At 37.5% G+C, this 20,941-nt stretch carries 19 protein-coding genes, 1 pseudogene and 2 riboswitches; of the genes and pseudogenes, 17 read left to right on the forward strand and 3 right to left on the reverse strand.

Translation table 11 applies throughout. The features are described 5' to 3' along the window. Positions 1 to 169: 169 nt before the first annotated feature. From J2S08_RS11005 to J2S08_RS11075, 15 genes are all read left to right on the forward strand, one after another. On the forward strand, positions 170 to 865 hold the full coding sequence (locus J2S08_RS11005) for a YetF domain-containing protein (RefSeq protein ID WP_307229467.1): 696 nt from the start codon (positions 170 to 172) through the stop codon (positions 863 to 865). Positions 866 to 923: 58 nt separating this feature from the next. Continuing rightward, complete coding sequence (locus tag J2S08_RS11010) at positions 924 to 1,322, forward strand: VOC family protein (protein WP_307229469.1); 399 nt, start codon at positions 924 to 926, stop codon at positions 1,320 to 1,322. Next, complete coding sequence (locus J2S08_RS11015; RefSeq protein WP_307229471.1) at positions 1,319 to 2,170, forward strand: GNAT family N-acetyltransferase; 852 nt, start codon at positions 1,319 to 1,321, stop codon at positions 2,168 to 2,170. Before J2S08_RS11010 ends, J2S08_RS11015 begins: the two co-directional genes overlap by 4 nt. A gap of 134 nt (positions 2,171 to 2,304) precedes the next feature. After that, positions 2,305 to 2,414: riboswitch (TPP riboswitch) on the forward strand. Between the two features lie 81 nt (positions 2,415 to 2,495). Next, positions 2,496 to 2,585: riboswitch (TPP riboswitch) on the forward strand. A 92-nt stretch (positions 2,586 to 2,677) separates the two neighbouring features. Next, entirely contained in the window at positions 2,678 to 3,979 is a 1,302-nt protein-coding gene (locus J2S08_RS11020; protein WP_307229473.1) for an acetylornithine deacetylase, read from the forward strand. An 18-nt stretch (positions 3,980 to 3,997) separates the two neighbouring features. Then, positions 3,998 to 4,687, forward strand: a complete 690-nt coding sequence (gene tenA, locus J2S08_RS11025) for a thiaminase II (RefSeq protein WP_307229475.1) — start codon at positions 3,998 to 4,000, stop codon at positions 4,685 to 4,687. A gap of 18 nt (positions 4,688 to 4,705) precedes the next feature. After that, positions 4,706 to 5,452, forward strand: coding sequence for an ABC transporter ATP-binding protein (locus J2S08_RS11030; protein ID WP_307229476.1), 747 nt, complete (start codon positions 4,706 to 4,708; stop codon positions 5,450 to 5,452). Then, positions 5,439 to 6,203, forward strand: a complete 765-nt coding sequence (locus tag J2S08_RS11035; protein ID WP_307229478.1) for an ABC transporter permease — start codon at positions 5,439 to 5,441, stop codon at positions 6,201 to 6,203. Before J2S08_RS11030 ends, J2S08_RS11035 begins: the two co-directional genes overlap by 14 nt. Positions 6,204 to 6,217: 14 nt before the next feature. Continuing rightward, the gene (locus J2S08_RS11040) at positions 6,218 to 7,231 is read left to right on the forward strand and encodes an ABC transporter substrate-binding protein (RefSeq protein WP_307229480.1); all 1,014 of its coding nucleotides are present in this window, start codon (positions 6,218 to 6,220) and stop codon (positions 7,229 to 7,231) included. A gap of 38 nt (positions 7,232 to 7,269) precedes the next feature. After that, the gene (gene thiW, locus J2S08_RS11045) at positions 7,270 to 7,758 is read left to right on the forward strand and encodes an energy coupling factor transporter S component ThiW (RefSeq protein WP_307229483.1); all 489 of its coding nucleotides are present in this window, start codon (positions 7,270 to 7,272) and stop codon (positions 7,756 to 7,758) included. 348 nt (positions 7,759 to 8,106) lie between these two features. After that, entirely contained in the window at positions 8,107 to 8,904 is a 798-nt protein-coding gene (gene thiD / locus J2S08_RS11050; RefSeq protein WP_307229485.1) for a bifunctional hydroxymethylpyrimidine kinase/phosphomethylpyrimidine kinase, read from the forward strand. A gap of 94 nt (positions 8,905 to 8,998) precedes the next feature. Next, entirely contained in the window at positions 8,999 to 9,802 is an 804-nt protein-coding gene (gene thiM / locus J2S08_RS11055) for a hydroxyethylthiazole kinase (protein WP_307229486.1), read from the forward strand. Continuing rightward, complete coding sequence (gene thiE, locus J2S08_RS11060; RefSeq protein ID WP_307229488.1) at positions 9,799 to 10,413, forward strand: thiamine phosphate synthase; 615 nt, start codon at positions 9,799 to 9,801, stop codon at positions 10,411 to 10,413. The genes thiM and thiE overlap by 4 nt, the downstream gene beginning before the upstream one ends. 372 nt (positions 10,414 to 10,785) lie before the next feature. After that, positions 10,786 to 11,619: a BglG family transcription antiterminator LicT gene (gene licT / locus J2S08_RS11065; protein WP_307229490.1), complete on the forward strand. Its 834-nt coding sequence runs from the start codon at positions 10,786 to 10,788 to the stop codon at positions 11,617 to 11,619. A gap of 324 nt (positions 11,620 to 11,943) precedes the next feature. After that, positions 11,944 to 13,803, forward strand: coding sequence for a beta-glucoside-specific PTS transporter subunit IIABC (locus J2S08_RS11070; protein ID WP_307229492.1), 1,860 nt, complete (start codon positions 11,944 to 11,946; stop codon positions 13,801 to 13,803). A gap of 124 nt (positions 13,804 to 13,927) precedes the next feature. Beyond that, the gene (locus J2S08_RS11075; RefSeq protein WP_307229494.1) at positions 13,928 to 14,758 is read left to right on the forward strand and encodes a PHP domain-containing protein; all 831 of its coding nucleotides are present in this window, start codon (positions 13,928 to 13,930) and stop codon (positions 14,756 to 14,758) included. 424 nt (positions 14,759 to 15,182) lie between these two features. Here J2S08_RS11075 and J2S08_RS11080 read toward each other — a convergent pair whose 3' ends face one another. From J2S08_RS11080 to J2S08_RS11085, 3 genes and pseudogenes are all read right to left on the reverse strand, one after another. Beyond that, positions 15,183 to 16,931, reverse strand: a complete 1,749-nt coding sequence (locus tag J2S08_RS11080) for a SulP family inorganic anion transporter (RefSeq protein ID WP_370875671.1) — start codon at positions 16,929 to 16,931, stop codon at positions 15,183 to 15,185. Between the two features lie 255 nt (positions 16,932 to 17,186). Next, positions 17,187 to 17,390 (reverse strand): annotated as a pseudogene (locus J2S08_RS22755) (ISL3 family transposase); the annotation flags it as partial. A 14-nt stretch (positions 17,391 to 17,404) separates the two neighbouring features. Next, positions 17,405 to 17,596, reverse strand: a complete 192-nt coding sequence (locus J2S08_RS11085; RefSeq protein ID WP_307229498.1) for a MerR family transcriptional regulator — start codon at positions 17,594 to 17,596, stop codon at positions 17,405 to 17,407. A gap of 524 nt (positions 17,597 to 18,120) precedes the next feature. Here J2S08_RS11085 and ilvA point away from each other — a divergent pair. Then, the gene (gene ilvA / locus J2S08_RS11090; protein ID WP_307229500.1) at positions 18,121 to 19,389 is read left to right on the forward strand and encodes a threonine ammonia-lyase IlvA; all 1,269 of its coding nucleotides are present in this window, start codon (positions 18,121 to 18,123) and stop codon (positions 19,387 to 19,389) included. Positions 19,390 to 19,659: 270 nt separating this feature from the next. Beyond that, positions 19,660 to 20,880, forward strand: coding sequence for an MFS transporter (locus tag J2S08_RS11095; RefSeq protein ID WP_307229502.1), 1,221 nt, complete (start codon positions 19,660 to 19,662; stop codon positions 20,878 to 20,880). Positions 20,881 to 20,941 lie beyond the last annotated feature (61 nt).

Genomic DNA, 20,941 nt, shown 5'->3' on the forward strand with positions numbered 1-20,941 from the left:
AACCTTCTGAAATGCTATTTTATAGAAGGTTTTTATTCTGCGTTTGTATTTTTTTGGAATAAAATGAAAGTATTGAAAAAATAAATGATATGAAGCCTTTTTGTATAAGATGACGTACGTTTGGATAAAAGGGAGTAATAAATGATAATCAAAGGGAGTCTACTTTACGATGAGCTACCTTCAATTAACAAAGGAATTAATCGTTGGGTTTATCATGCTTTTTCTCATAATAAAATTGGTAGGAAAAAAGATTATCAATCAAATAAGCCCGTTTACTTTTATTTCTTCAATCGTATTAGGTGAAATACTCGGAAATGCGCTATATGATCCAAATGCTAATGTATTCACAATTATATATACGATGCTTTTATGGGGGGGGCTTCTGTTTATTGTTGAATATATTGGACGTAAATCGCTGCGTTTTAGAAAAATATTTGAAGGAAAACCAGCAGCATTAATAAAAAATGGCATTATTGATAGAAATGAGCTCAAAAAAAATCATATGAATATAAACCAGCTGCAAAGCTTGTTAAGACAAAGTGAAACATTTTCAATTCGAAAGGTAGCTTTTTGTTTTCTTGAATCAAATGGATCTATTAGTATTTTAAAAAAGTCAAAATATCAGAAAACGACACAAGAAGATTTTCATTTTGCCCCTAAGACTGTTTCTGTTCCCGTTACGATTATCCGAGATAGGGTAGTCCTCTGGGATGAATTAAAAGAACTAAATTTTGATGAAGAATGGTTAAAAAAACAATTAATAAAGCATAGTATAGTGCAATATGATGGTATTTTTTTTGCCGAATGGCTTGATGGTGAAGGACTTTTTGTTCAAACTTATCATGAGGAGCTTATCGATTTTTAAAAAGTACTATTTAATGAACATCATTATTGTAATGTGATAATAAAAGGACGTGTTCATCTTGCTTCACCATCTTGAAATTTATGTATCCGATTTAGAGCGATCGATTCGATTTTGGGATTGGTTTTTGAAAGAGCTTGACTATGAAGTATTCCAAAAGTGGGAACGAGGGATAAGCTGGAAGTGTGGTGAAACATATTTAGTCTTTGTTCAGGCCAAGGAACGGTTTTTAGATGTTCCTTATCATCGTTGTCGTGTTGGTTTAAATCACTTGGCCTTTCACGCAAAATCGATTGAACATGTAGTAGAAATGACAACAAAACTTAAAAATAAAGGGATTCCTATTCTTTATGAAGATCAGCATCCGTTTGCAGGAGGAAAGAATCATGTTGCTGTCTATTTTGAAGATCCTGATCGCATAAAGGTTGAATTAGTGGCACCTACAGAAGAACAGGAGTGATTAAAATAAACGTAAGAAGGTTTGCTTCAGCGTCAAAGTTGTTGGAAGTTGGAGAAGCATATTTGTTGGAAAATGAAGCAGCGAATAACCTGTCGTTAGGGGTTCTTTATCGGATCCTAGAGCAGGATAACCACTCACAGCAGGATTTGTTTGCTATTGTAGAGGATGCGAATGGCATTGTACTTGTTATGATTAAAACATCCTTGCATTTAATTTTAGCAGGAAATTCAGTTAATAAGGCAGGCATCGATTATGCTGTCTCCTATCTCAGTACGCAACAAATTGTATTGCCAAGCGTCATTGGTCCTCTTGATCTAGCTCATTGTTTTGCTGAAAAATGGGCGGCGCGCAAGAACCTTTCTTATACAATAAATATGAGACAACGCATCTATCGTTTAGATAGAGTAATAGAAAAAAAGCGTAGTACAGGACGCTGTCGGAAAGCCCTCCCACAAGATATGGCCTTTTTAAGAGATTGGGTTTACGATTTTAGTAAAACAACATTAACTCCTTTTACACCTGAAGAGGCGCGTATATTTGCTGAAGAAGGTATTAAGTTAGAAACGATTTATATTTGGGAAGATGATCAACAAACACCAGTATCAATCGCGAAAAAAGTTCGTTCAACAAAAAATGGCGCCGTGATAGGCCTCGTGTATACACCTCCTATCTATCGGAAAAAAGGCTATGCAAGCGCCTGTGTCGCAGCATTGAGTCAACAGCTGCTAGATGAAGGCTATTCCTTTTGCAGCCTATATACAGATCTCTCGAATCCGACCTCCAACCATATTTATATGGACATTGGCTATCAGCCAGTTGTGGATTCTATCGTTTATCAGTTTGATTGAATCATTGTGATGGAATTGATTCTTACCTGAACATTGTCTTTGGTGTCTCGTTTAAAAAACGATGTTAGATGATATAGCCAGGAAGTTTTTACTTGCATTTATACTAATACATGCTATGATGACATTGAATCAATATTTTTCACTAGGGGTGTCTTTATGTAAAAGACTGAGATTGAACGGCCGTTCTAAACCCTTTGAACCTGATCTGGATCATACTGGCGTAGGGAAGTGGAGCTTATTGAATAGTCAATCTGTCTATTCTTTCATGCCCACTTTTTAGTAAAAGTGGTTTTTTTATTGGTTTGATATTTGAATAGTATCGAGATTTGTCTGCTAGGGGCGCCTTTAGGCTGAGATGCAACCCTTTGAACCTGAACTAGCTAGTACTAGCGTAGGGAAGTAGGCTTGATGACACTACGATTCTTGTTGTACAGGTAGGTAATCAGCCGCTTTCCATTCTGGAGAGCGGCTTTCTTCATGATGAAGGCATAGAAGGGAGGAGATAAAATGCCCGCTTTACAGAAGGATGTCGCTTCGTTAGTTGAAGAGCGTCAAGATGAGCTTCTACAGATTCTTTCGGATTTAATTCGCTTTCGGACAGTTAGTCCACCCGCAAGAAATACAGTCGAGGCCCAACAATATGTGGAAGCGTTTTTAAAAAAAACAGGTTTTGAAACAACGAGCTGGGATGTTTTTCCGAATGACCCGAATGTTGTTGGCGTGAAAAAGGGAATTGATTCCGCTCATTACAACAGTTTAATTATGAACGGCCATATAGATGTCGCTGATGTTGGTGATATTAGTGTCTGGACGGTTCCCCCTTTTGAATTGACAAAGAAGGATGGTTTTCTGTATGGACGCGGAACATCTGACATGAAAGGTGCACTTGCCGTAGGCCTTTTTGCGGTTAAGCTTTTACATGACATGGACATCACCTTGAAAGGAGATTTGCAGATACAATCTGTTATCGGGGAAGAAGCAGGGGAAGCTGGAACACTATCTTGTACAGAGAAAGGCTATACAGCTGACTTTGCGCTTGTCATCGATGGCAGTGATCTGCATATTCAAGGGCAAGGCGGCGTGATTACAGGCTGGATCACTGTAAAAAGCAAGGAAGTCTTTCATGATGCGATGCGAATGAAAATGATTCATGCGGGCGGTGGTATAAAGGGCGCAAGTGCGATTGAAAAAATGATGAAAATAATCGAAGGACTTCAGGAACTTGAACGTGTATGGGCGGTAACAAAACAATACGCAGGATTTTTGCCAGGGACAAATACGATTAATCCAGCGGTTATTGAAGGCGGCAGACATGCTGCTTTTGTTGCAGATGAATGCAGGTTGTGGATTACTGTCCATTTTTACCCAAATGAAACGTATCAGTCAGTTATAGAGGAAATCGAACATCATCTCCAATGTATTGCCATGGCTGATCCATGGTTAAGAGAACATCCTCTGTATTTCAAATGGGGCGGCAAGTCAATGATTGAAGAGCGAGGTGAAATTTTCCCAGCATTGGAATTAAGTCGAGATCACCAAGCGATTCGGCTTCTTGAACAGGTGCATCAACAAGTGATGGCAGCACCAGCAGTTGTTGGCATGTCAAAAACCGTTACAGATGCAGGCTGGTTAGGGGAAGCCGGAATTCCAACAGCCATATATGGTCCAGGAAAATTAGAAGAAGCACATGCAATAGATGAGAAGCTTGCTATGAAAGATTTGCTTGATTTCACTAAAACGCTAGTGCAATTTATACCAGCTTGGTGCAATACAAAAAAAGCAAATCCTAATAAGAATAATCGCTTTTAAAATAGAGGAGGAAAAATCATGGAAATGATAAAGACAAAGAAATTCACGGAGCGTTTATATCAAAATGTCCAGCCAATTTGGGAAAAAAATCACGAGCATCCTTTTGTTCAAGAAATCGGTAAAGGCACGTTGGATGAGCAAAAATTTATTTATTATATGAAGCAAGACTATGCCTATTTAATCGACTATTCTAAGTTGTTTGCAGTTGGTGTCATGAAAGCTCAAGACTTACAAACAATGGAAAAATTTTCTCAAATTTTGCATGAAACGCTGCATTTTGAAATGGAACTGCATCGTAAATTCGCTGCTGAATTCGGTATTACTAGAGCAGAGCTGGAAGCAACAGAGCCGACTCCAGTAAATTTAGCGTATACTCGCTATATGTTAAATGTTGCGCAGAATGGCACGTTGGCGGAGCTGGTTGCTTGTCTGCTGCCGTGTGCTTGGGATTACTGGGAAATTGGCAAGCTCTTAAGAAAGCAATATGGCGATCGTATCGCTCATAATCGCTATGCAAAATGGATTGAAACCTATGACTCTGAAACATTCGGAAACGGGGCAAAATGGTTGATTCAGTTAATGGATGAGCTCGCTGATGGGAAGCCAGAGAGAGAGCTTGTTGTTTTAGAAAAACATTTCCAAATAACTTCTAAGTACGAGTATTTATTCTGGGATATGAATTATCATCAGCAGGAATGGCCGCTGTAGAAGAACGTGGGTGACGTTATGACACTTGTACTCGACAATGTTTCTCACACATATTGGAATAAAGACAAAGAGCCTCATAAAGTGATTTCAGGATTTCATTTAAAGGTTAGGCAGGGGGAGTTTGTCTCTTTAATTGGCAAAAGCGGAACAGGAAAAAGTACGATTTTAAAACTAATTACTGGTCTATTGCAGCCAGATGAAGGCAACATATTCATTCATGATAAAGCAATTTCGCTGGGGGATGTAGGCTACATGCCCCAGCGGGATTTGTTGCTGCCATGGCGGACCATTCTCGATAATATTATGATTGCCGCAGAAATACAAAAGGATTTACAGTTGACAAAAGCGGAGGCAAGCAGTTGGTTGGAACGAGTCGGACTGTCAGGATATGAGGATGCACTTCCGAAACAGCTATCAGGAGGAATGAGACAGCGTGCAGCTTTTTTGCGAGCATTATTGACAGGGAAAGATGTACTTTTACTCGATGAACCATTTGGTGCACTTGATGCGCTGACGAAGAAAGAGATGCAGCATTGGCTGCTCTCTATTTGGCAGGAATTAGATAAAACAATTTTGTTCATTACTCATGATTTAGAGGAAGCTTGTTTTTTAAGCGACCGTATCGTATTGCTGCACCCAAACGCTGCGAAAGAAGAAATTACTGTTGATTTGCCGCGCCCCCGTCAACAGGATATGCTTCATTCCCCGGAGCTGGCATCTTTGCGGCAAGAATTGGAGAATAAGATTTCAAATGAAAAAAGTTAAACATTGGCTTCAGGCATATTTTTTATTTATTGTTGTTTCAGTTGTTGTGCTGCTGCTATGGGAATGGCTTGTACGGGCAAGCTTTGTTCCCTCTTTTATTTTACCTGCACCAACGAGTGTCATTGTGATGATAATGGACAATTGGCAAGCACTAATTTTTGAACATTTAAGTGCAACAATGCTTGAATTTGTCATTGGATTTACGATCTCTATCTGTGGCGGTGTTTTATTGGCAGTCTGTATGTTTTTTTCGAAAACGATGGAAAAAATTATGTACCCAGCTATCTTAATTTCTCAAACAATCCCTATCATTGCCTTATCACCGATTTTTGTTTTGTGGTTTGGCTATACCATTTGGAGCAAAGTAGCGGTTACTGTATTAATCTCTTTTTTTCCGATCGTTGTTAGTACATATGATGGACTGCGCTCAAGCGATAAAGATTATATGGAGCTGTTTCGAGCAATGGGAGCGTCACGTTGGCAAATGTTTCGCAAGCTTCATGTCCCAATGGCGCTGCCAGCATTTTTCTCTGGTTTGAAGCTTGCGATTGTGTATGCATTAGTTGGAGCAACGATTGGAGAATGGTTAGGAGCTAGTGAAGGGCTCGGCTATTACAGTCGGAGAATGTCAGGGAATTTGAATGCAGAGGGTGTTTTTGCAGCTATTACGATTTTATCAATCTTAGGCATGCTTTTATTTGGACTTGTTTCGTTTATTGAAAAACGTATACTACGATGGAAATTAGATTAGGAGTTGAAAGAAGAATGGCAAAAAGAAATTTGTTTCTTCTTATGATAATGAGCTTGATCGCCAGTTTGCTGCTTATCGGCTGTTCAGCATCACAAGAAAGCAATACAGGCAAGAAAGATAAGTTGGAAGATATAAGCATCATGCTTGACTGGTATCCAAATGCTGTTCATTCAGCTATTTACTATGCAAAGGAAAAAGGCTTTTTCGAAGAAGAGGGCTTGAATGTCAAAATTGAAATGCCTGCGGATACAAATGATCCATTAAAGTTAGCTGCAACTGGGAAAGTAGATTTGGCAATCAGCTATCAAACACAGCTCATTGTATCGAGGGGGGAAGGCATTCCAGTTGTTTCGCTTGGGGCATTTGTAAGACATTCTCTTGATGGCATCATGTATAAAAAACCTAACGGAATTGCAGTTCCGAAAGATTTGGAAGGAAAAACGGTTGGCTATCCATCCACTTCAGTTAGTGAAGCAATTCTCGCAACGATGGTTGACCATGATGGCGGTGACATGAGTAAAGTAAAGGTAACTGATGTCGGATGGGACTTAATGCCTGCCTTAGCTACTGATAATGTTGATGCCATTATCGGTGCCTATATTAATCATGAGCTTGTCTTATTAAGAAAAGAAGGCTATGAAGTAGAGATGATGAATCCTTCTGATTATGGCGTCCCTGATTCTTATGAATTAATTATTGTTTCAGGCGAAAAAACGTTAAAAAAGAAAAGGGCAGCTTTTGAAAAATTTTGGCGGGCATTATCAAAGGGACACGAAGCAGTGAAACAAAACCCAGAGGCGGGATTGCAGGTGCTGCTCGATCATGAAAATGAGAGTTTTCCTTTAGATAAAGAAGTAGAAACAGAAAGTTTAAACATTTTACTGCCATTAATGGACGATGACGGAGTGCCATTTGGATACCAAGAAGAAGCGATGTGGCAGGATGTCATTAATTGGCTGTTTGAAACCAAGATTTTAAAGGAAAAAATAGAGCCTACTGAGGCATTTGAAAATGTGACAAGCAACTAGATTGCTAGACAGAATGATAGAGGAAGTGAAAACATCACATGCAAAAAACGAAAAAATTGACACTCACTGCCATCATTGCAGCCATTACGACGCTGTCTAGCAGTATCATCTACATTCCTGTTGGTTTTGCGAAAGTGTTTCCAATTCAGCATCTTGCTAATGTCTTGTCAGCTGTTTTACTGGGACCAGCGTATGCTGTCGCTCAAGCATTTATTTCTTCGACTTTAAGAAACATGCTTGGAACCGGCAGCCCGTTTGCTTATCCAGGCAGTATGATTGGTGCTTTTCTGGCAGCCTATCTTTATAGAAAGACAAAAAAAATCGGTTTTGCAGCACTAGGAGAAATTATCGGTACGGGAATTTTAGGTGCACTTGCCACATATCCAATCGCAGTCTTGCTGCTCGGTCAAAAGGCAGCGATATTTGGTTTTATGCCTTCATTTCTGATTAGTTCCTTTACGGGAGCGATTCTTGGTTTCTTCTTTTTGCGAATACTATTAGGACGTGTTCAAAAAGTACTAGAATAAGTGAACTTCCATCAGTGGGGGTTTCTCTCATCCCCCATACAAAGGATCTCAAGCTAAAAGCGCGACGTCCTTGAAAAAGGAAACCCGCTTTTTCTTCGTGCAATGTTGATTCAAGAAGCTTTCCTTATCCTGTTGGCCCGAACCAATTGGACATTTGACTTTCAGTTATCCCCCACCTAGCGCTTCTGATTCCTTTTACTCCCCGAGGTGGGGGTCTTACTGCCAGTTATATTAGATGTGGGATAAAAATGTAAATACGAAAGGAACATGATGTTATGATAGAATGGGAGGCTTTTTGTCGAACCGTGACAAATATGAGATAATGTAAAATATTAGGGGGTATGTGTCTTGAAAACAGCTCTAACCATTGCTGGTTCTGACTCTGGTGGAGGTGCTGGCATCCAAGCAGATTTAAAAACATTTTCAGCACATCGTGTCTTTGGGATGTCTGTGATCACAGCAGTAACTGCACAAAACACGCAGGAAGTTCGTTCAGTGCAAAATATTGATATACCAATTATTAAAGATCAAATTGAAGCTGTATTTGATGATATTCCGGTTGATGCAGTGAAAATCGGCATGTTATCGTCTCCAGAGATAGTAGAGGTAATCGCAGCCGCTTTACGATCTTATCAACCTAAGCATATCGTCTTAGATCCGGTAATGGTTTCCAAAGGAGGGCATCAGCTTTTAAAGAAAGCAGCAATGAAAGCTTTAAAGGAACAAATGGTTCCACTAGCTTCTGTTTTGACTCCTAATATTCCTGAAGCTGAAGTGTTGACGAATTGTATGATTCATACGGAAGAGGATATGCAAAATGCTTGTATCAAATTACATGAACTAGGAACGAAAGCTGTGCTTTTAAAAGCAGGCCATTTTAGCGGAGATCCGAATGATTTATTGTATGATGGTACAACATTTCATTGGATAAAAGGAGAAAGAATCATAACGAAAAATACGCATGGTACTGGGTGCACACTATCATCCGCAATTGCAGCCAATTTAGCACAAGGCTTCTCCTTATTGGAAGCTGTTCAAAAAGCAAAGAAATATATTACAACTGCTATTGCTCATAGCCTTGAGCTTGGTTCCGGGCATGGCCCAACGCACCATTTCTATGATTTATATCAACAAACTGAGCTTTAAATCTTTGATTTACTATTCTAACACTGCATAATCGTATCACTTATATGTTATACTGCAAAAATGGATATTAACGTTAGTTATTGGAGGCTTCAATATGAATACAGAACACATCAAAGAATTGTTTTCAACTGTGAAACAGCGGCGGCCGCTTGTTCATCATATTACAAATCAGGTGACGATAAACGATTGTGCAAATGTAACGCTTGCGATTGGTGCTTCGCCAGTTATGGCAGTAAGCACAGAAGAAATGGAAGATATGATTAAGCTTGCGGATGCGCTTGTGATTAATTTCGGTACAATTAATGACGCTCTTTATGCAGCGATGATCCGCGCTGGAAGAGCAGCGAATAAAAAAGGAATTCCAGTTATTCTCGATCCGGTAGGAGTTGGTGCGACTCGCTATCGAACAGAGAAAGCTTACGGATTTTTACAGCTTGTTAAGGTTAACATCGTGCGTGGCAACAGCAGTGAAGTAAATGCACTAATCGGCGGTGAAGCAACGACAAGAGGTGTAGATGCGGGCGAGCTTTCAATCTCTAATGAGGAGCTTGCTTTACAAGCTTCCAAAAAATTAAATGCTATTACTGTCATTAGCGGCAAACAAGATGTTGTTGCAAATGATGAGCAGATCATTCGCATAGATAATGGTCATGAGTGGTTGACAAATGTTACCGGTACAGGCTGTATGACCGGCTCTTTAATTGGCAGCTTTTCAGGAGCAACAGATGATTGGTTTGCAGCTGCTGTCGCAGGTATGTCCGTCATGAGCCTTGCTGGAGAACGTACGAAGAAGCAGCTTAAAGAGAGTGATGGCATCGGCACTTTTCGCGTTAAATTAATGGATGAAATCTTTCAGATGACTGGACAGATTTGGGCAGAGGAGGTGCGTCTCAGTTGACATTGGATTATCGCCTTTATCTCGTAACAGAGGAATCGCTTCCTATTGATGTATTGCTTGAAAAGGTAGAGGCAGCAGTAAAAGGCGGCGTCACACTTGTACAGCTTCGGGAAAAAACGAGCGACGGCAGCATCTTTTTAAAGAAAGCAGTCATGCTCAAGCAATTGCTTGATCGTTATGAAATTCCGCTTATCATTAATGACCGTATTGATGTGGCACTAGCTGCTGATGCTGCTGGGGTTCATATTGGCCAAAATGATCTGCCATTAACAGCGGTTCGGAAAATTGTGCCTGCTTCGATGATAATTGGTGTTTCGACTGCTACTGTTGCCGAAGCAAAACAAGCAGAAAATGATGGTGCAGATTACGTTGGCATCGGTGCTGTTTTCCCAACAAAATCAAAGGCAGATGCAAAACTGCTGCCTGCTGGAATGCTAGAGAGAATCATGCAATCGATCCAAATTCCTGCCGTCGCAATTGGCGGTATTACGCTTGAGAACATAAAAGAACTTCAAGGAAAAGGATTAGCTGGTGCTGCCATTGTGTCGGGGTTAATGCGTGCAGAAGAACCTTATCAAGCAGCGGCAGCCTTTCGTCAAGCATGGGAATAACGAGGAAAAAATTTTTATCACTTACATGTAGGACTTTTTCATGTAGAGAAAAAAGCAGGTTGATCAAAACTGCTTTTTTTCTCTTACATACGAAATTAGTTCAGTTTATTGTAAAATATAAATTTGAGGCACATGTTCGGCAATTATCTATCAATATTGAGAAAAATTTAAAGCACACCTCTTATCAAAAGCTCTTGACGAGAGTGCAACATAATGTTAAATTAAAATTGCAATAAAAACTAAATAATTTATATCTTCTACATAGGATTGTTATAGCAAGTAACAGCGCTACACAAAACCTATTTACAAGTATCTATTGGGCATACTTGTAAATAGGTTTTTTTATTTTTATATGGAAGGGAGTGATGATACATGATGATTAAAAAGATACTAAATAATAATGCGGTTATAACGAAGGATAGCAATAATAAAGAAATGATTGTGATGGGTAAAGGCATAGCATATGGTAAAAGAACTGGAGAATCTATTGATACAAGTAAGATTTATAAAACTTTTTCCGTAGATTCGAAAACAGTCCAAAATCGCTATGTTGAATTGATCAATAGAATTCCAATCGAATTCATTGATTTATCAGAAAGAATCATTCATATGGCAAAAGAAAAAATAGATACACCTTTAAATGATAGTATCAATATTTCTTTAACGGATCATATCTATTCTAGTGTTCAACGATATCATGAAGGGATTCCTTTGAAAAATAAATTGCAATGGGAGATTAAATATTTTTATAAAAAAGAATTTGAAATTGGGTTAGAGGCTTTAATGTTAATTAAAGAAGAGACTGGTATATCCATGTTAGAGGACGAAGCTGGTTTTATCGCAATGCATATCGTTAGTTCAGAAATGGGAGAAGATATGCGTAGTGTTTATGAAGTTACTCATTTTATTCAACAAATAGTTAATATTGTCAAGTACTATTTTTCAATAGATTTTGACACAGAATCGCTTGACTATCATCGTTTCATAACTCATTTAAAATTTTTTGGCTACCGCATTTTCTCACAAATGAATAAAACCAATAATGCTTTAGAAAATGATTTATTAGAAATAGTTAAAGAAAAATATGTCCAACCTTACTTATGCTCACTTAAAGTAAAACAATATATTGAGCAAAAGTATGATTATTTATTGGATAGTGACGAAATTTTATATTTAACAATTCATATTGCAAAAATTTTAAAATAAAATCTTATATTTTAAAGGTGGTGATAAGTAAAGAATTTTATCCCACATCTAACTGGCAGTAAGACCCCCCACCTCAAGAGTAAGAGAAATCAAAGAAGTTTAGGTGGGGGATAACTGAAAGTCAAATGTCGATTGGTTCGGGCCTACAGGACGTAGGTCACTCAAGCGTTGCGACAGGACGTCGCGCTTTTTAGCTTGAGATCCTTTGTATGGGGGATGAAAGAAAACCCCCACTCATGGAAGTTTCACTTTATTTGATGGATAGTAACATTAAGTTGGCTAAACCTTCATTATTTTAAAGTTTAATAAATGGAGGGTATGAAAATGAAATATGAAAATTTGTCAAAGCAAATCATTCAAGCAGTGGGCGGAAAAAATAATATCAGTTCTGTTGTACATTGTGCAACGCGGTTAAGATTTACATTAAAAGATGAAAACAAGGCAAATGATGATGAAGTTAAAGCAATAAAAGATGTTCTATCGTTAGTTAAAAGTGGTGGACAATATCAACTAGTTCTTGGTAATAATGTCGATTTAGTTTATGAAAAATTGGTTAAGGTTGCAAATATTCAACCAAATCAGGGGAAAAGTGAAAAAAAAGACGAAAGGTCAATCTTTGATAAAATAATTGGTTCTATCACTGGTTCTATTGCTCCTGTCGTTCCATTACTAGCTGGATGCGGAATGGGGAAAGTTTTATTACTTGTATTGACTTTATTAGGTATCTTAACGAAAGAATCTCAGACTTATGTTATATTAAGTTTTATCTTTGATACAGGTTTTTATTTTATGCCTGCTTTTATTGGTTTTTCAGCAGCAAAGATTTTTGGTGCAAATCAATATCTTGGAGCATTTTTAGCATTAGTAACTGTTCATCCAGAATGGGTGGCGTTGGTTTCCGCAGGCGAGCCTGTTAAATTTTTAGGTGTTGGAGTCTCCTTAGTAAAATACTCAGGAACTTTAGTGCCAGCGCTTCTATCTGTTTGGATTATGTCATATATTGAACGTTTCGTTAAAAAAATTGTTCCAGCTATGATCAAAGTTTTTGCTGAACCTTTATTGATTGCTATTGTAAGTGTCCCTTTAGCTTTAATCGTTGTAGGACCGATTGGCGATTTTATTTCCAACTTAGTAGCTGATGGTAGCATGTTCATTTATAACAATGGAGGTTTTATTGCAATTCCTATTTTAGCAATGGTCTATCCATGGTTAGTTTCCATTGGTATTCATAAAGCGTTAAGTCCTGTAAGTATCTCACTTGTTGCTGAACGTGGGTTCGATCCTATCATCCGCGTTGTTGCCTTATGCTCAAACATGGCTCAAGCTGCCGCATCTCTAGCGGTTTCGTTTAAAACAAAAAATAAGGAATTAAAATCATTAGCATTTTCCTCTAGTATGACAGCATTTTTGGGCGGTATAACGGAACCTGCAATGTATGGTGTTAACCTTAAATTAAAGAAACCAATGTACGCTAGTATGATTGGTGGTGCAGCAGCTGGTTTATTTGCTGGAATTGTTAAATTAAAAGCTTTTATTTATGTTACTCCTGGTTTATTAAGTCTTGCAATGTGGATTTCAGAAGATGAGAATTTCATCATTTTAGCAATCATCACATTGATCATATCTACAGTTGTAACATTTATTGCAACATGGATAATTGGGTTTGAGGATCCTATTACTGATAAAGAAAATAATAATGTTAAATCTAGTAAATCTATCAATGTTTCTGAAAATCATGTTAAACTTGTTAGTCCCTTAAAAGGAGAATTAGTAAAATTAGAAAATGTTCAAGATGAAACATTTGCTAGTGGAATAATGGGAAAGGGTATTGCGGTAAAACCAGAAGAAGGAAAAGTATATGCACCTTGCGACGGAATTGTTAGTGCGACATTCAAGTCAGGTCATGCAATTGGGTTAACCACAAAGAATCATGTTGAAATTCTCATTCATGTTGGAATTGATACCGTATCTTTAGAAGGTAAATATTTTCATTCATTTGTAGAAAAAGAACAACACATAAAACAGGGTGATTTACTTATTGAGTTTGATTTAGAAAGAATACAAGAAGCAGGCTTTGATACAACAACAATATTAATTATTACAAATAGTGATGATTATCTTGATGTAATACCAGTAAATAAAGAAAAAATAAATAAATCAGAGGACATATTGGCGATTATATAGATAATGATAACACCTTAATAAAACAAATGAAGAAAACTATTTATTAAGTGTTTACAATTTGAATGATAAATGTTGGCTGGGACACTTGATCACTGCTAATACTTAAAATGGAAGGGGTACGACAATGATTTACGCGGATTTACATGTTCATACAAATCATAGTGATGGTATATGTGAAATAGAAGATGTATTAAAAAAAGCCAAAGATCGAAATATTAAGGCAATAGCTATTACCGATCACGATACTGTCAATCACTGGTCAGAAGTAAAAACAATTGCAAATCAACTCGGTTTAGAAACTATTCGTGGTGTAGAAATGAGTTGTTATGATTTTGATGTTTATAAAAAGGTTCATATTGTTGGTTTATGGCTCGATCAAGTAGAGAATGTTGAAAGATTGTGTACAAAGACTTTAATCTCACGTGATCATTACCATAGAGTATTAATTAATGAACTGAAACAAAAAGGTTACTTTATAACATATGATGATTGTAAAAAGTATTCTAAATATAATATCGTCTTTAAAATGAATATATACCAAGCACTGAAAGAAAAGTATCCTGATGAAATGACTCCAGAGAAATATAAAGAGCTTTTTGCTTCCAAAACATCAAAAGAAACTGATATAAAAATGGGCTATATAGATATAAAGGAAGGTATAAAAGCAATTCAAAAAGATGGTGGCATTGCTATACTCGCTCATCCATGCGTTTATGATAATTATAGTGAAATCGGAAAATATGTAGAATATGGACTACAAGGCATCGAAATTAATCACTCTAAAATGAAATCTATTGATTACGAATTAACTAGAGAATATGCATGCAAATATAACTTATGTAAAAGTGGTGGCAGTGATTTTCATGATCCTGAACTCATCCAATTTGGTAATAATGGCTTAACACAAAAACAATTTGAGGAATTAAAAAGTTTTGCAATGCAAACTAAAAAATGATAGTTTTATCCCACATCTAACTGGCAGTAAGACCCCCACCTCAAGAGTTAGAGTAATCGAGAAGTCTAGGTGGGGGATAACTGCCAGTAAATGTCCGATCGGTTCAACTAACCATCAGTGGGGGATGAGAGGAAACCCCCACTGATGGAAGTTTCACTTTACAGTAATTTGTTCCATTTCACATTTAATTAATGGTTTTTTTGTAAGTTCAGGAAATTAGATATCGTGCCCTAGTTGGTGAAAGTCGACTAGATACTTAATAGTAGGAATTAGGTGCTGCAAGGATAGCTACTTGCTGCAATTATAATAAGCAAATCCTGATTTTAAAGATAAATCGGGATTTTTAAGTTAATAAATACCTAGATCCACTTGTTTGTCTAGCCATTTTATAAAGGAAAGAGCTTAACCAAAATCATCTCTTTCCTTATATTTGTTCACTATACTGTTCTCTAGAAAACGCTTTTTGTTCTTTAAAAGCTGCACATTCACTAAACGCATAAAATCGACACGATTTGCATGTTTTATAATTAATTATTTTTAATCCGTATTGCAGTGCTGGTCCTGTATGTGAAAAGAAATGTTCTGCTCCGATTCGTTCATATAGTCCGCTTTTTTTCAGGACTTCCAAAGGTTCTTCACTCATTCCAGAAACAAGAATGGTTCCACCTTGTTTTTGAAAATCAGCCACGAGTGAGGCAAGGTTTGCTTCACCTGTCGCATCAATGATCGGTACATGTTTCATTCGAAGCAACAGTACTTTCGGTTTTTCTCGCATCGTTCTCGTCAGCATTTTTTCAAATTTATCGGCAACTCCGAAAAATAACGGCCCATCAATCGTATAGATTTCGATTTGAGGGCAATCACGGCCCGCTTCTACTGGGTCGGGCGATACTTGTTTGTTGTGAGATTTCGGCAGTACTTTCTCCACTTCTAGTACGCCGCTCATTCTTTTAATAAAGGAAAGCATGGCAAGCAATAATCCAACCTCAACCGCAACCGTTAAATTCACAAAGACAGTTAACAGAAAGGTAACGGCAAGCACAACGGAGTCACCCGTACGCATTTTTAGAATGTGAGCAAAGGATTTTTGCTCACTCATATTCCAAGCAACCACCATTAAGATAGGTGCCATACTTGCTAGTGGAATATAAGATGCATAAGGAGCAAACAACAGCAAGGTGAAGAGGACAAATAAGCTATGAAATATACCAGAAAGCGGACTCCTTGCCCCGCTCTTAATGTTAGTAGCTGTCCGGGCAATGGCACCTGTCGCTGGGATGCCGCCAAACAATGGGGTTACAACGTTAGCAATTCCTTGTCCTAACAGCTCCCGATTGGAATGATGCCGTTTGCCTGTCATACCGTCAGCTACAACCGCGGACAAGAGTGATTCAATGCCGCCAAGCATGGCAATGACAAAAGCAGGCCGCCATAGCTCCGCAATCTTTGCCAGCGTGATCTCTGGAAAGCGAAAAGCAGGAAACGTTTGTGCGATTCCGCCAAATGCGGTTCCAATCGTCTCAACTTTATCAGGATAAAAAAGAATGGCAATCATTGTTGGGATAAATAGGGCTACAAGTAAAATCGGTACTTTAGGAAATAATTTCGGTACAAAAATAATGATTAGTAGTCCAATGAGAGCAGTGATCACACTATATACGTTAAATGAATGAAACTGCCGAATGATTTCTATCATATTTTCATGAAAATATTCTTTTTTTTCAACATTTTCCAATCCAAAAAAATTCGCAATTTGCCCTGCAAAAATAATAACAGCAATCCCAGAAGTAAATCCGATCGTAACAGAGCGAGGAATATATTTTATGAGACTGCCAATTTTAAAAATTCCCATTAAAATAAGCAAAATCCCTGCCATAAATCCAGCTATGAGCAAATTCTTATAACCGTACTGCAGCACAACTGCTAATAAAATTGGAATAAAGGCACCGGTTGGGCCTGCAATTTGGTATCGAGAGCCTCCAAACAATGCGACTAACAATCCAGCGATAATAGTTGTGTAAAGACCATATTCCGGCTTGACTCCTGAAGCAATTGCAAACGCCATTGCGAGTGGAATGGCAACAATCCCGACAGTAATTCCAGCAGTAACATCTTTTTTCAAATCGCCCAATTGATACTTGTGAAAGCGATCATCAAAAAACAACCAACTCATCTCCTAATTATGTTGTATATCATGTGAAACTCCCAACAATTTGGAAAAAACATGTATTTTCCAATGATTGGGAGTTGATATCCGTATAAAAAGAATTATGATTCCTATTTAATGATACATATTCTATTATACACGTTCTGTATAAATAAGCGAATTAGGTCATTATCGTCTCTAGATAAATCCTTCTTGCTTATTTATTTTAATGATCTACAAAAAATAATCGGATTTTACACATAGGAAATATTTAAAGTTTGCGTTGTAGTTGTATGCCCATCTCTTTAATCGAATGGGCATATCCATAGTAATTTGTTTCCGTGTTCCATGTTTGTACAATTTATCAAAACCACATTCAGGACAATGTTTAGGTGCACAATCGACTTCAACCTTAAAGAGCATATCAGAATCATTTTCTTGTGGTACTTCAATTGTAGTAAGGTTAATGACTAACTCCTTTATCAAACGAGCTTTAAAAACTATGAAAATATCAATTTTTTATAAAAATATTCTAAGAAAAGTTGAACTGCTTTTACACGCTCCACATCCTCCTCGCTATATACACGATATCCATTTTCTAATCGCTTTGGATAAATTAATTTCTTTTCCTCATAATATCGAATTGATCGGATGCTAACTCCAGTTTTTAACGATAATTCGCCTATTTTCATATTAATTTGCCCTCCTAAATTACTACGTTAAAACCAGATTAAAGTATGACATGGTGTGAGGGTCAATATCCATTCTTTGAATTATCATGTTCTCAACATAGTACAGTTTAAGTATTCAATTCTTCTTTTTTAAACATTATTAGGGTGATGGAAAAATATTTTTAAATGTCAACGCTTACATTTTAATATTTCGAATATTCTCATTTGAAACTGAAAAAAACCATGTTATAATAGAAAAATTACAAAGGATATCATTGAAGATTCGATTGATTCAATCGTTTCAGGTACGTGAATAAAGTGAAACTTCCATGAGTGGGGGTTTTCTTTCATCCCCCACTCATGGTTAGTTGAACCAATCGGACATTTACTGGCAGTTATCCCCCACCTAGACTTCTTCGATTCCTCTTACTCCCCGAGGTGGGGGTCTTACTGCCAGTTAGATGTGGGATAAAAAGCCTATTTAAAAAAAGAGAATTTCCTTCATTCACGGAAGGTTCATTAAAGAGAAGTGAGGATGTTTAAAAATGGAACAGAGTATTGTGAAGGATCAAGCAATCCATGTAGAGGATGTTCTAATTGCATATCAGCAGCTAAAGGATGTTGTTGTACATACTCCTTTGCAGAAAAATGAACGATTGTCAGAAAAGTATGAGTGTAATCTCTATTTAAAACGGGAAGATTTACAGTATGTCCGTTCGTTTAAGTTAAGAGGTGCTTACTATAAAATGAAAACAATCGAGTCAGAGGCTCGGGAGAAAGGCGTTGTATGTGCAAGTGCAGGCAATCATGCTCAAGGAGTTGCTTATGCATGCCGTAAATTAGGTGTTAATGGGAAAATCTTCATGCCGCAAACAACTCCGCGCCAAAAGATTTCTCAAGTACAAATGTTTGGGCGGGAATATGTCGAAATTGTCTTGATTGGCGATACATTTGATGACTCTTACTATCAAGCGAGAAAATGTGGAGAAAAAGAAGGAAGAGCGTTCATTCATCCTTTCGATGATGAGAAGGTAATTGCAGGGCAAGGAACCATTGCGGTTGAAGTTTTGAATGATATAGAAGAGCCGATTGATTTTGTATTTGCAAGCATTGGCGGCGGCGGACTAATGTCTGGCTTGGGTGCATACTTTCATAGTGTTTTTCCACATACGAAGATGATTGGTGTGGAGCCAGAAGGTGCAGCAAGTATGAAAACTTCTATTCAGCGCAATGAAATTACACCGTTAGCTGATATTGATAAATTTGTTGATGGTGCAGCAGTCCAATGTGTTGGAGAAAAAACATTTGAAATTTGTCAAAATGTTGTGGCTGATATTATTCCAGTACCAGAGGGAAAGGTTTGTACGACCATTTTAGAGCTTTACAATGAGCATGCGATTGTAGTTGAACCAGCAGGAGCGCTGCCAATTGCAGCCCTTGATTTTTATAAAGATCAAATAAAAGGCAAGTCTGTTGTTTGTGTTGTAAGTGGAGGCAACAATGATATTAGCCGTATGCAAGAGATAAAAGAAAAATCATTAATCTATGAAGGCCTGCTTTATTATTTCATTGTTAATTTTCCACAACGTGCAGGAGCATTGCGGGAATTTCTTGATGAAGTACTTGGTCCAGAGGATGATATTACTACATTTGAATATACGAAAAAAAATAACAAAGAAAATGGGCCAGGGCTTGTCGGGATTGAATTGAAACATAAAGAAGATTATCATTCCTTAATTGATCGCATGAATAAAAAAGGTTTTCCGTATACGGAAGTGAATAAAGATAGCAATCTATTCCATTTATTAATTTAGTCGATCATTGGTGAACCTTTCAAAGTATAAGGAGTGGTTCTGAACGTTTTCAACCAGCTTTAAAAAATGCATCTCTTGCCGCTAGGGGGTGAAGAGATGCATTTTTTTATATTGTACTAATCGTATTGATTTCGTTCTAAAGAAATGAATCTTTCATTTGTTTTTTAAAACGTATTTCTTGTTTTTTTCATATGAAACCAATATGTTTTATTTATGGCTGTTTACTGTTATTTATTCTCCATAGCGAATTAAAACAGAAAGGAAATGTATATGAAGCACCAGACAGAAGAAAAACAGGTATTATGGTCGAAAGCTTTTATTATGCTTTTATTTGCGAATCTCTTTATCTTTATGGGCTTTCAAATGTTGATCCCAACATTGCCTCCATATAGTCAATCAATAGGTGCTTCCGGCTTAGAAATCGGTTTAGTCACGACCTTATTTTCAATTGGCGCGGTCATTATCCGCCCCTATATTGGCTACATGCTAGAGTATAGAGATCGCAAGCCGCTCATTATAATTGGCGCCATTTCATTATTGCTTATTACCGTACTATACCCTTTTACCCAGTATATCTTCGTTTTTTTGATATTTAGACTGATCCATGGTCTCGCATGGGGTTGGTCGACAACGGTAAATGGAACAGCTGCAGTTGATATTGTCCCTAATGCTAGAATTGGGGAAGGGATGGGTTATTTTGGTCTATCCGTAACAATCGGCATGATTATTGCGCCAAGTCTTGGAATTTATTTATTCCAGCACTATAGTTTTACCGTTTTAGTAGTTGTCTCAACTATCTTAACGATCATTGCCATCGGATTGCTGATGCGTGTTAAGTTGACAACTCCACGAATTGTTGCAGAAAGGAAAAAGGAAGAGGTACATTTTTCTTTTCTCAGTTCATTTGTAGAAAAGTCAAGCTGGTACCCAGCTTTTGTTACATTCATGGCAACATTTGGCTATGGAACAATCGTTACCTTTATCATTATCTTTAGTGAAGAGAGAGCGCTGAATAATATTTTTCTTTTCTATTTGATTAATGCAATTGTGGCAACGATCGTCCGGCCGATAACGGGAAGATGGTTTGATCAGAAAGGGCCAAAAGCTTTAATTATCACGTGTGCTGCTCTTACGTTTATTGCGCTTTGGCTATTATCGTTGGCGACTTCTACAGCTTATATTATTTACTCTGGGATCTTCTTCGGTGCTGGGTATGGTTCGCTTATTCCAACCTTGCAAGCATGGGTCTTGGCGAAAACAAATCCTGAACGAAGGGGAGTTGCAAATGGGATGTTTTATTCAGCCATCGATTTAGGAATTGGACTTAGCGGCCTCGTGTTTGGAATCATCTCTAAATATGTTCAAACTGCTGCTTTGTTTCAGATTTCAAGCTTCTTTTTTATTCTTGTCATCCTCCTTACGATGTTTGCTAGTAAGGAAGCACTGGAAAAACAGCAGCCTAAAATAGTAGTCTCTCACGGTCGCAAGTGAATGGGATTTTCTGGATTCCTCTTAAATTCCCTGCATGACAATGTTATTCATACTAGAGATG

This window comes from Bacillus chungangensis, assembly GCF_030812995.1.
GTDB classification, from domain to species: Bacteria; Bacillota; Bacilli; order Bacillales; family Bacillaceae_C; genus Bacillus_CF; species Bacillus_CF chungangensis.

What these genes read in the sequence shown, in the direction of transcription:
- J2S08_RS11005 (WP_307229467.1), top strand. Translation starts at nt 170, where the DNA reads ATGAGCTACCTTCAATTAACAAAGGAATTAATCGTTGGGTTTATCATG.
- J2S08_RS11020 (WP_307229473.1), top strand. Translation starts at nt 2,678, where the DNA reads ATGCCCGCTTTACAGAAGGATGTCGCTTCGTTAGTTGAAGAGCGTCAA.
- tenA (WP_307229475.1), top strand. Translation starts at nt 3,998, where the DNA reads ATGGAAATGATAAAGACAAAGAAATTCACGGAGCGTTTATATCAAAAT.
- J2S08_RS11030 (WP_307229476.1), top strand. Translation starts at nt 4,706, where the DNA reads ATGACACTTGTACTCGACAATGTTTCTCACACATATTGGAATAAAGAC.
- J2S08_RS11035 (WP_307229478.1), top strand. Translation starts at nt 5,439, where the DNA reads ATGAAAAAAGTTAAACATTGGCTTCAGGCATATTTTTTATTTATTGTT.
- J2S08_RS11040 (WP_307229480.1), top strand. Translation starts at nt 6,218, where the DNA reads ATGGCAAAAAGAAATTTGTTTCTTCTTATGATAATGAGCTTGATCGCC.
- thiW (WP_307229483.1), top strand. Translation starts at nt 7,270, where the DNA reads ATGCAAAAAACGAAAAAATTGACACTCACTGCCATCATTGCAGCCATT.
- thiM (WP_307229486.1), top strand. Translation starts at nt 8,999, where the DNA reads ATGAATACAGAACACATCAAAGAATTGTTTTCAACTGTGAAACAGCGG.
- licT (WP_307229490.1), top strand. Translation starts at nt 10,786, where the DNA reads ATGATGATTAAAAAGATACTAAATAATAATGCGGTTATAACGAAGGAT.
- J2S08_RS11070 (WP_307229492.1), top strand. Translation starts at nt 11,944, where the DNA reads ATGAAATATGAAAATTTGTCAAAGCAAATCATTCAAGCAGTGGGCGGA.
- J2S08_RS11075 (WP_307229494.1), top strand. Translation starts at nt 13,928, where the DNA reads ATGATTTACGCGGATTTACATGTTCATACAAATCATAGTGATGGTATA.
- J2S08_RS11080 (WP_370875671.1), bottom strand. Translation starts at nt 16,931, where the DNA reads ATGAGTTGGTTGTTTTTTGATGATCGCTTTCACAAGTATCAATTGGGC.
- J2S08_RS11085 (WP_307229498.1), bottom strand. Translation starts at nt 17,596, where the DNA reads ATGAAAATAGGCGAATTATCGTTAAAAACTGGAGTTAGCATCCGATCA.
- ilvA (WP_307229500.1), top strand. Translation starts at nt 18,121, where the DNA reads ATGGAACAGAGTATTGTGAAGGATCAAGCAATCCATGTAGAGGATGTT.
- J2S08_RS11095 (WP_307229502.1), top strand. Translation starts at nt 19,660, where the DNA reads ATGAAGCACCAGACAGAAGAAAAACAGGTATTATGGTCGAAAGCTTTT.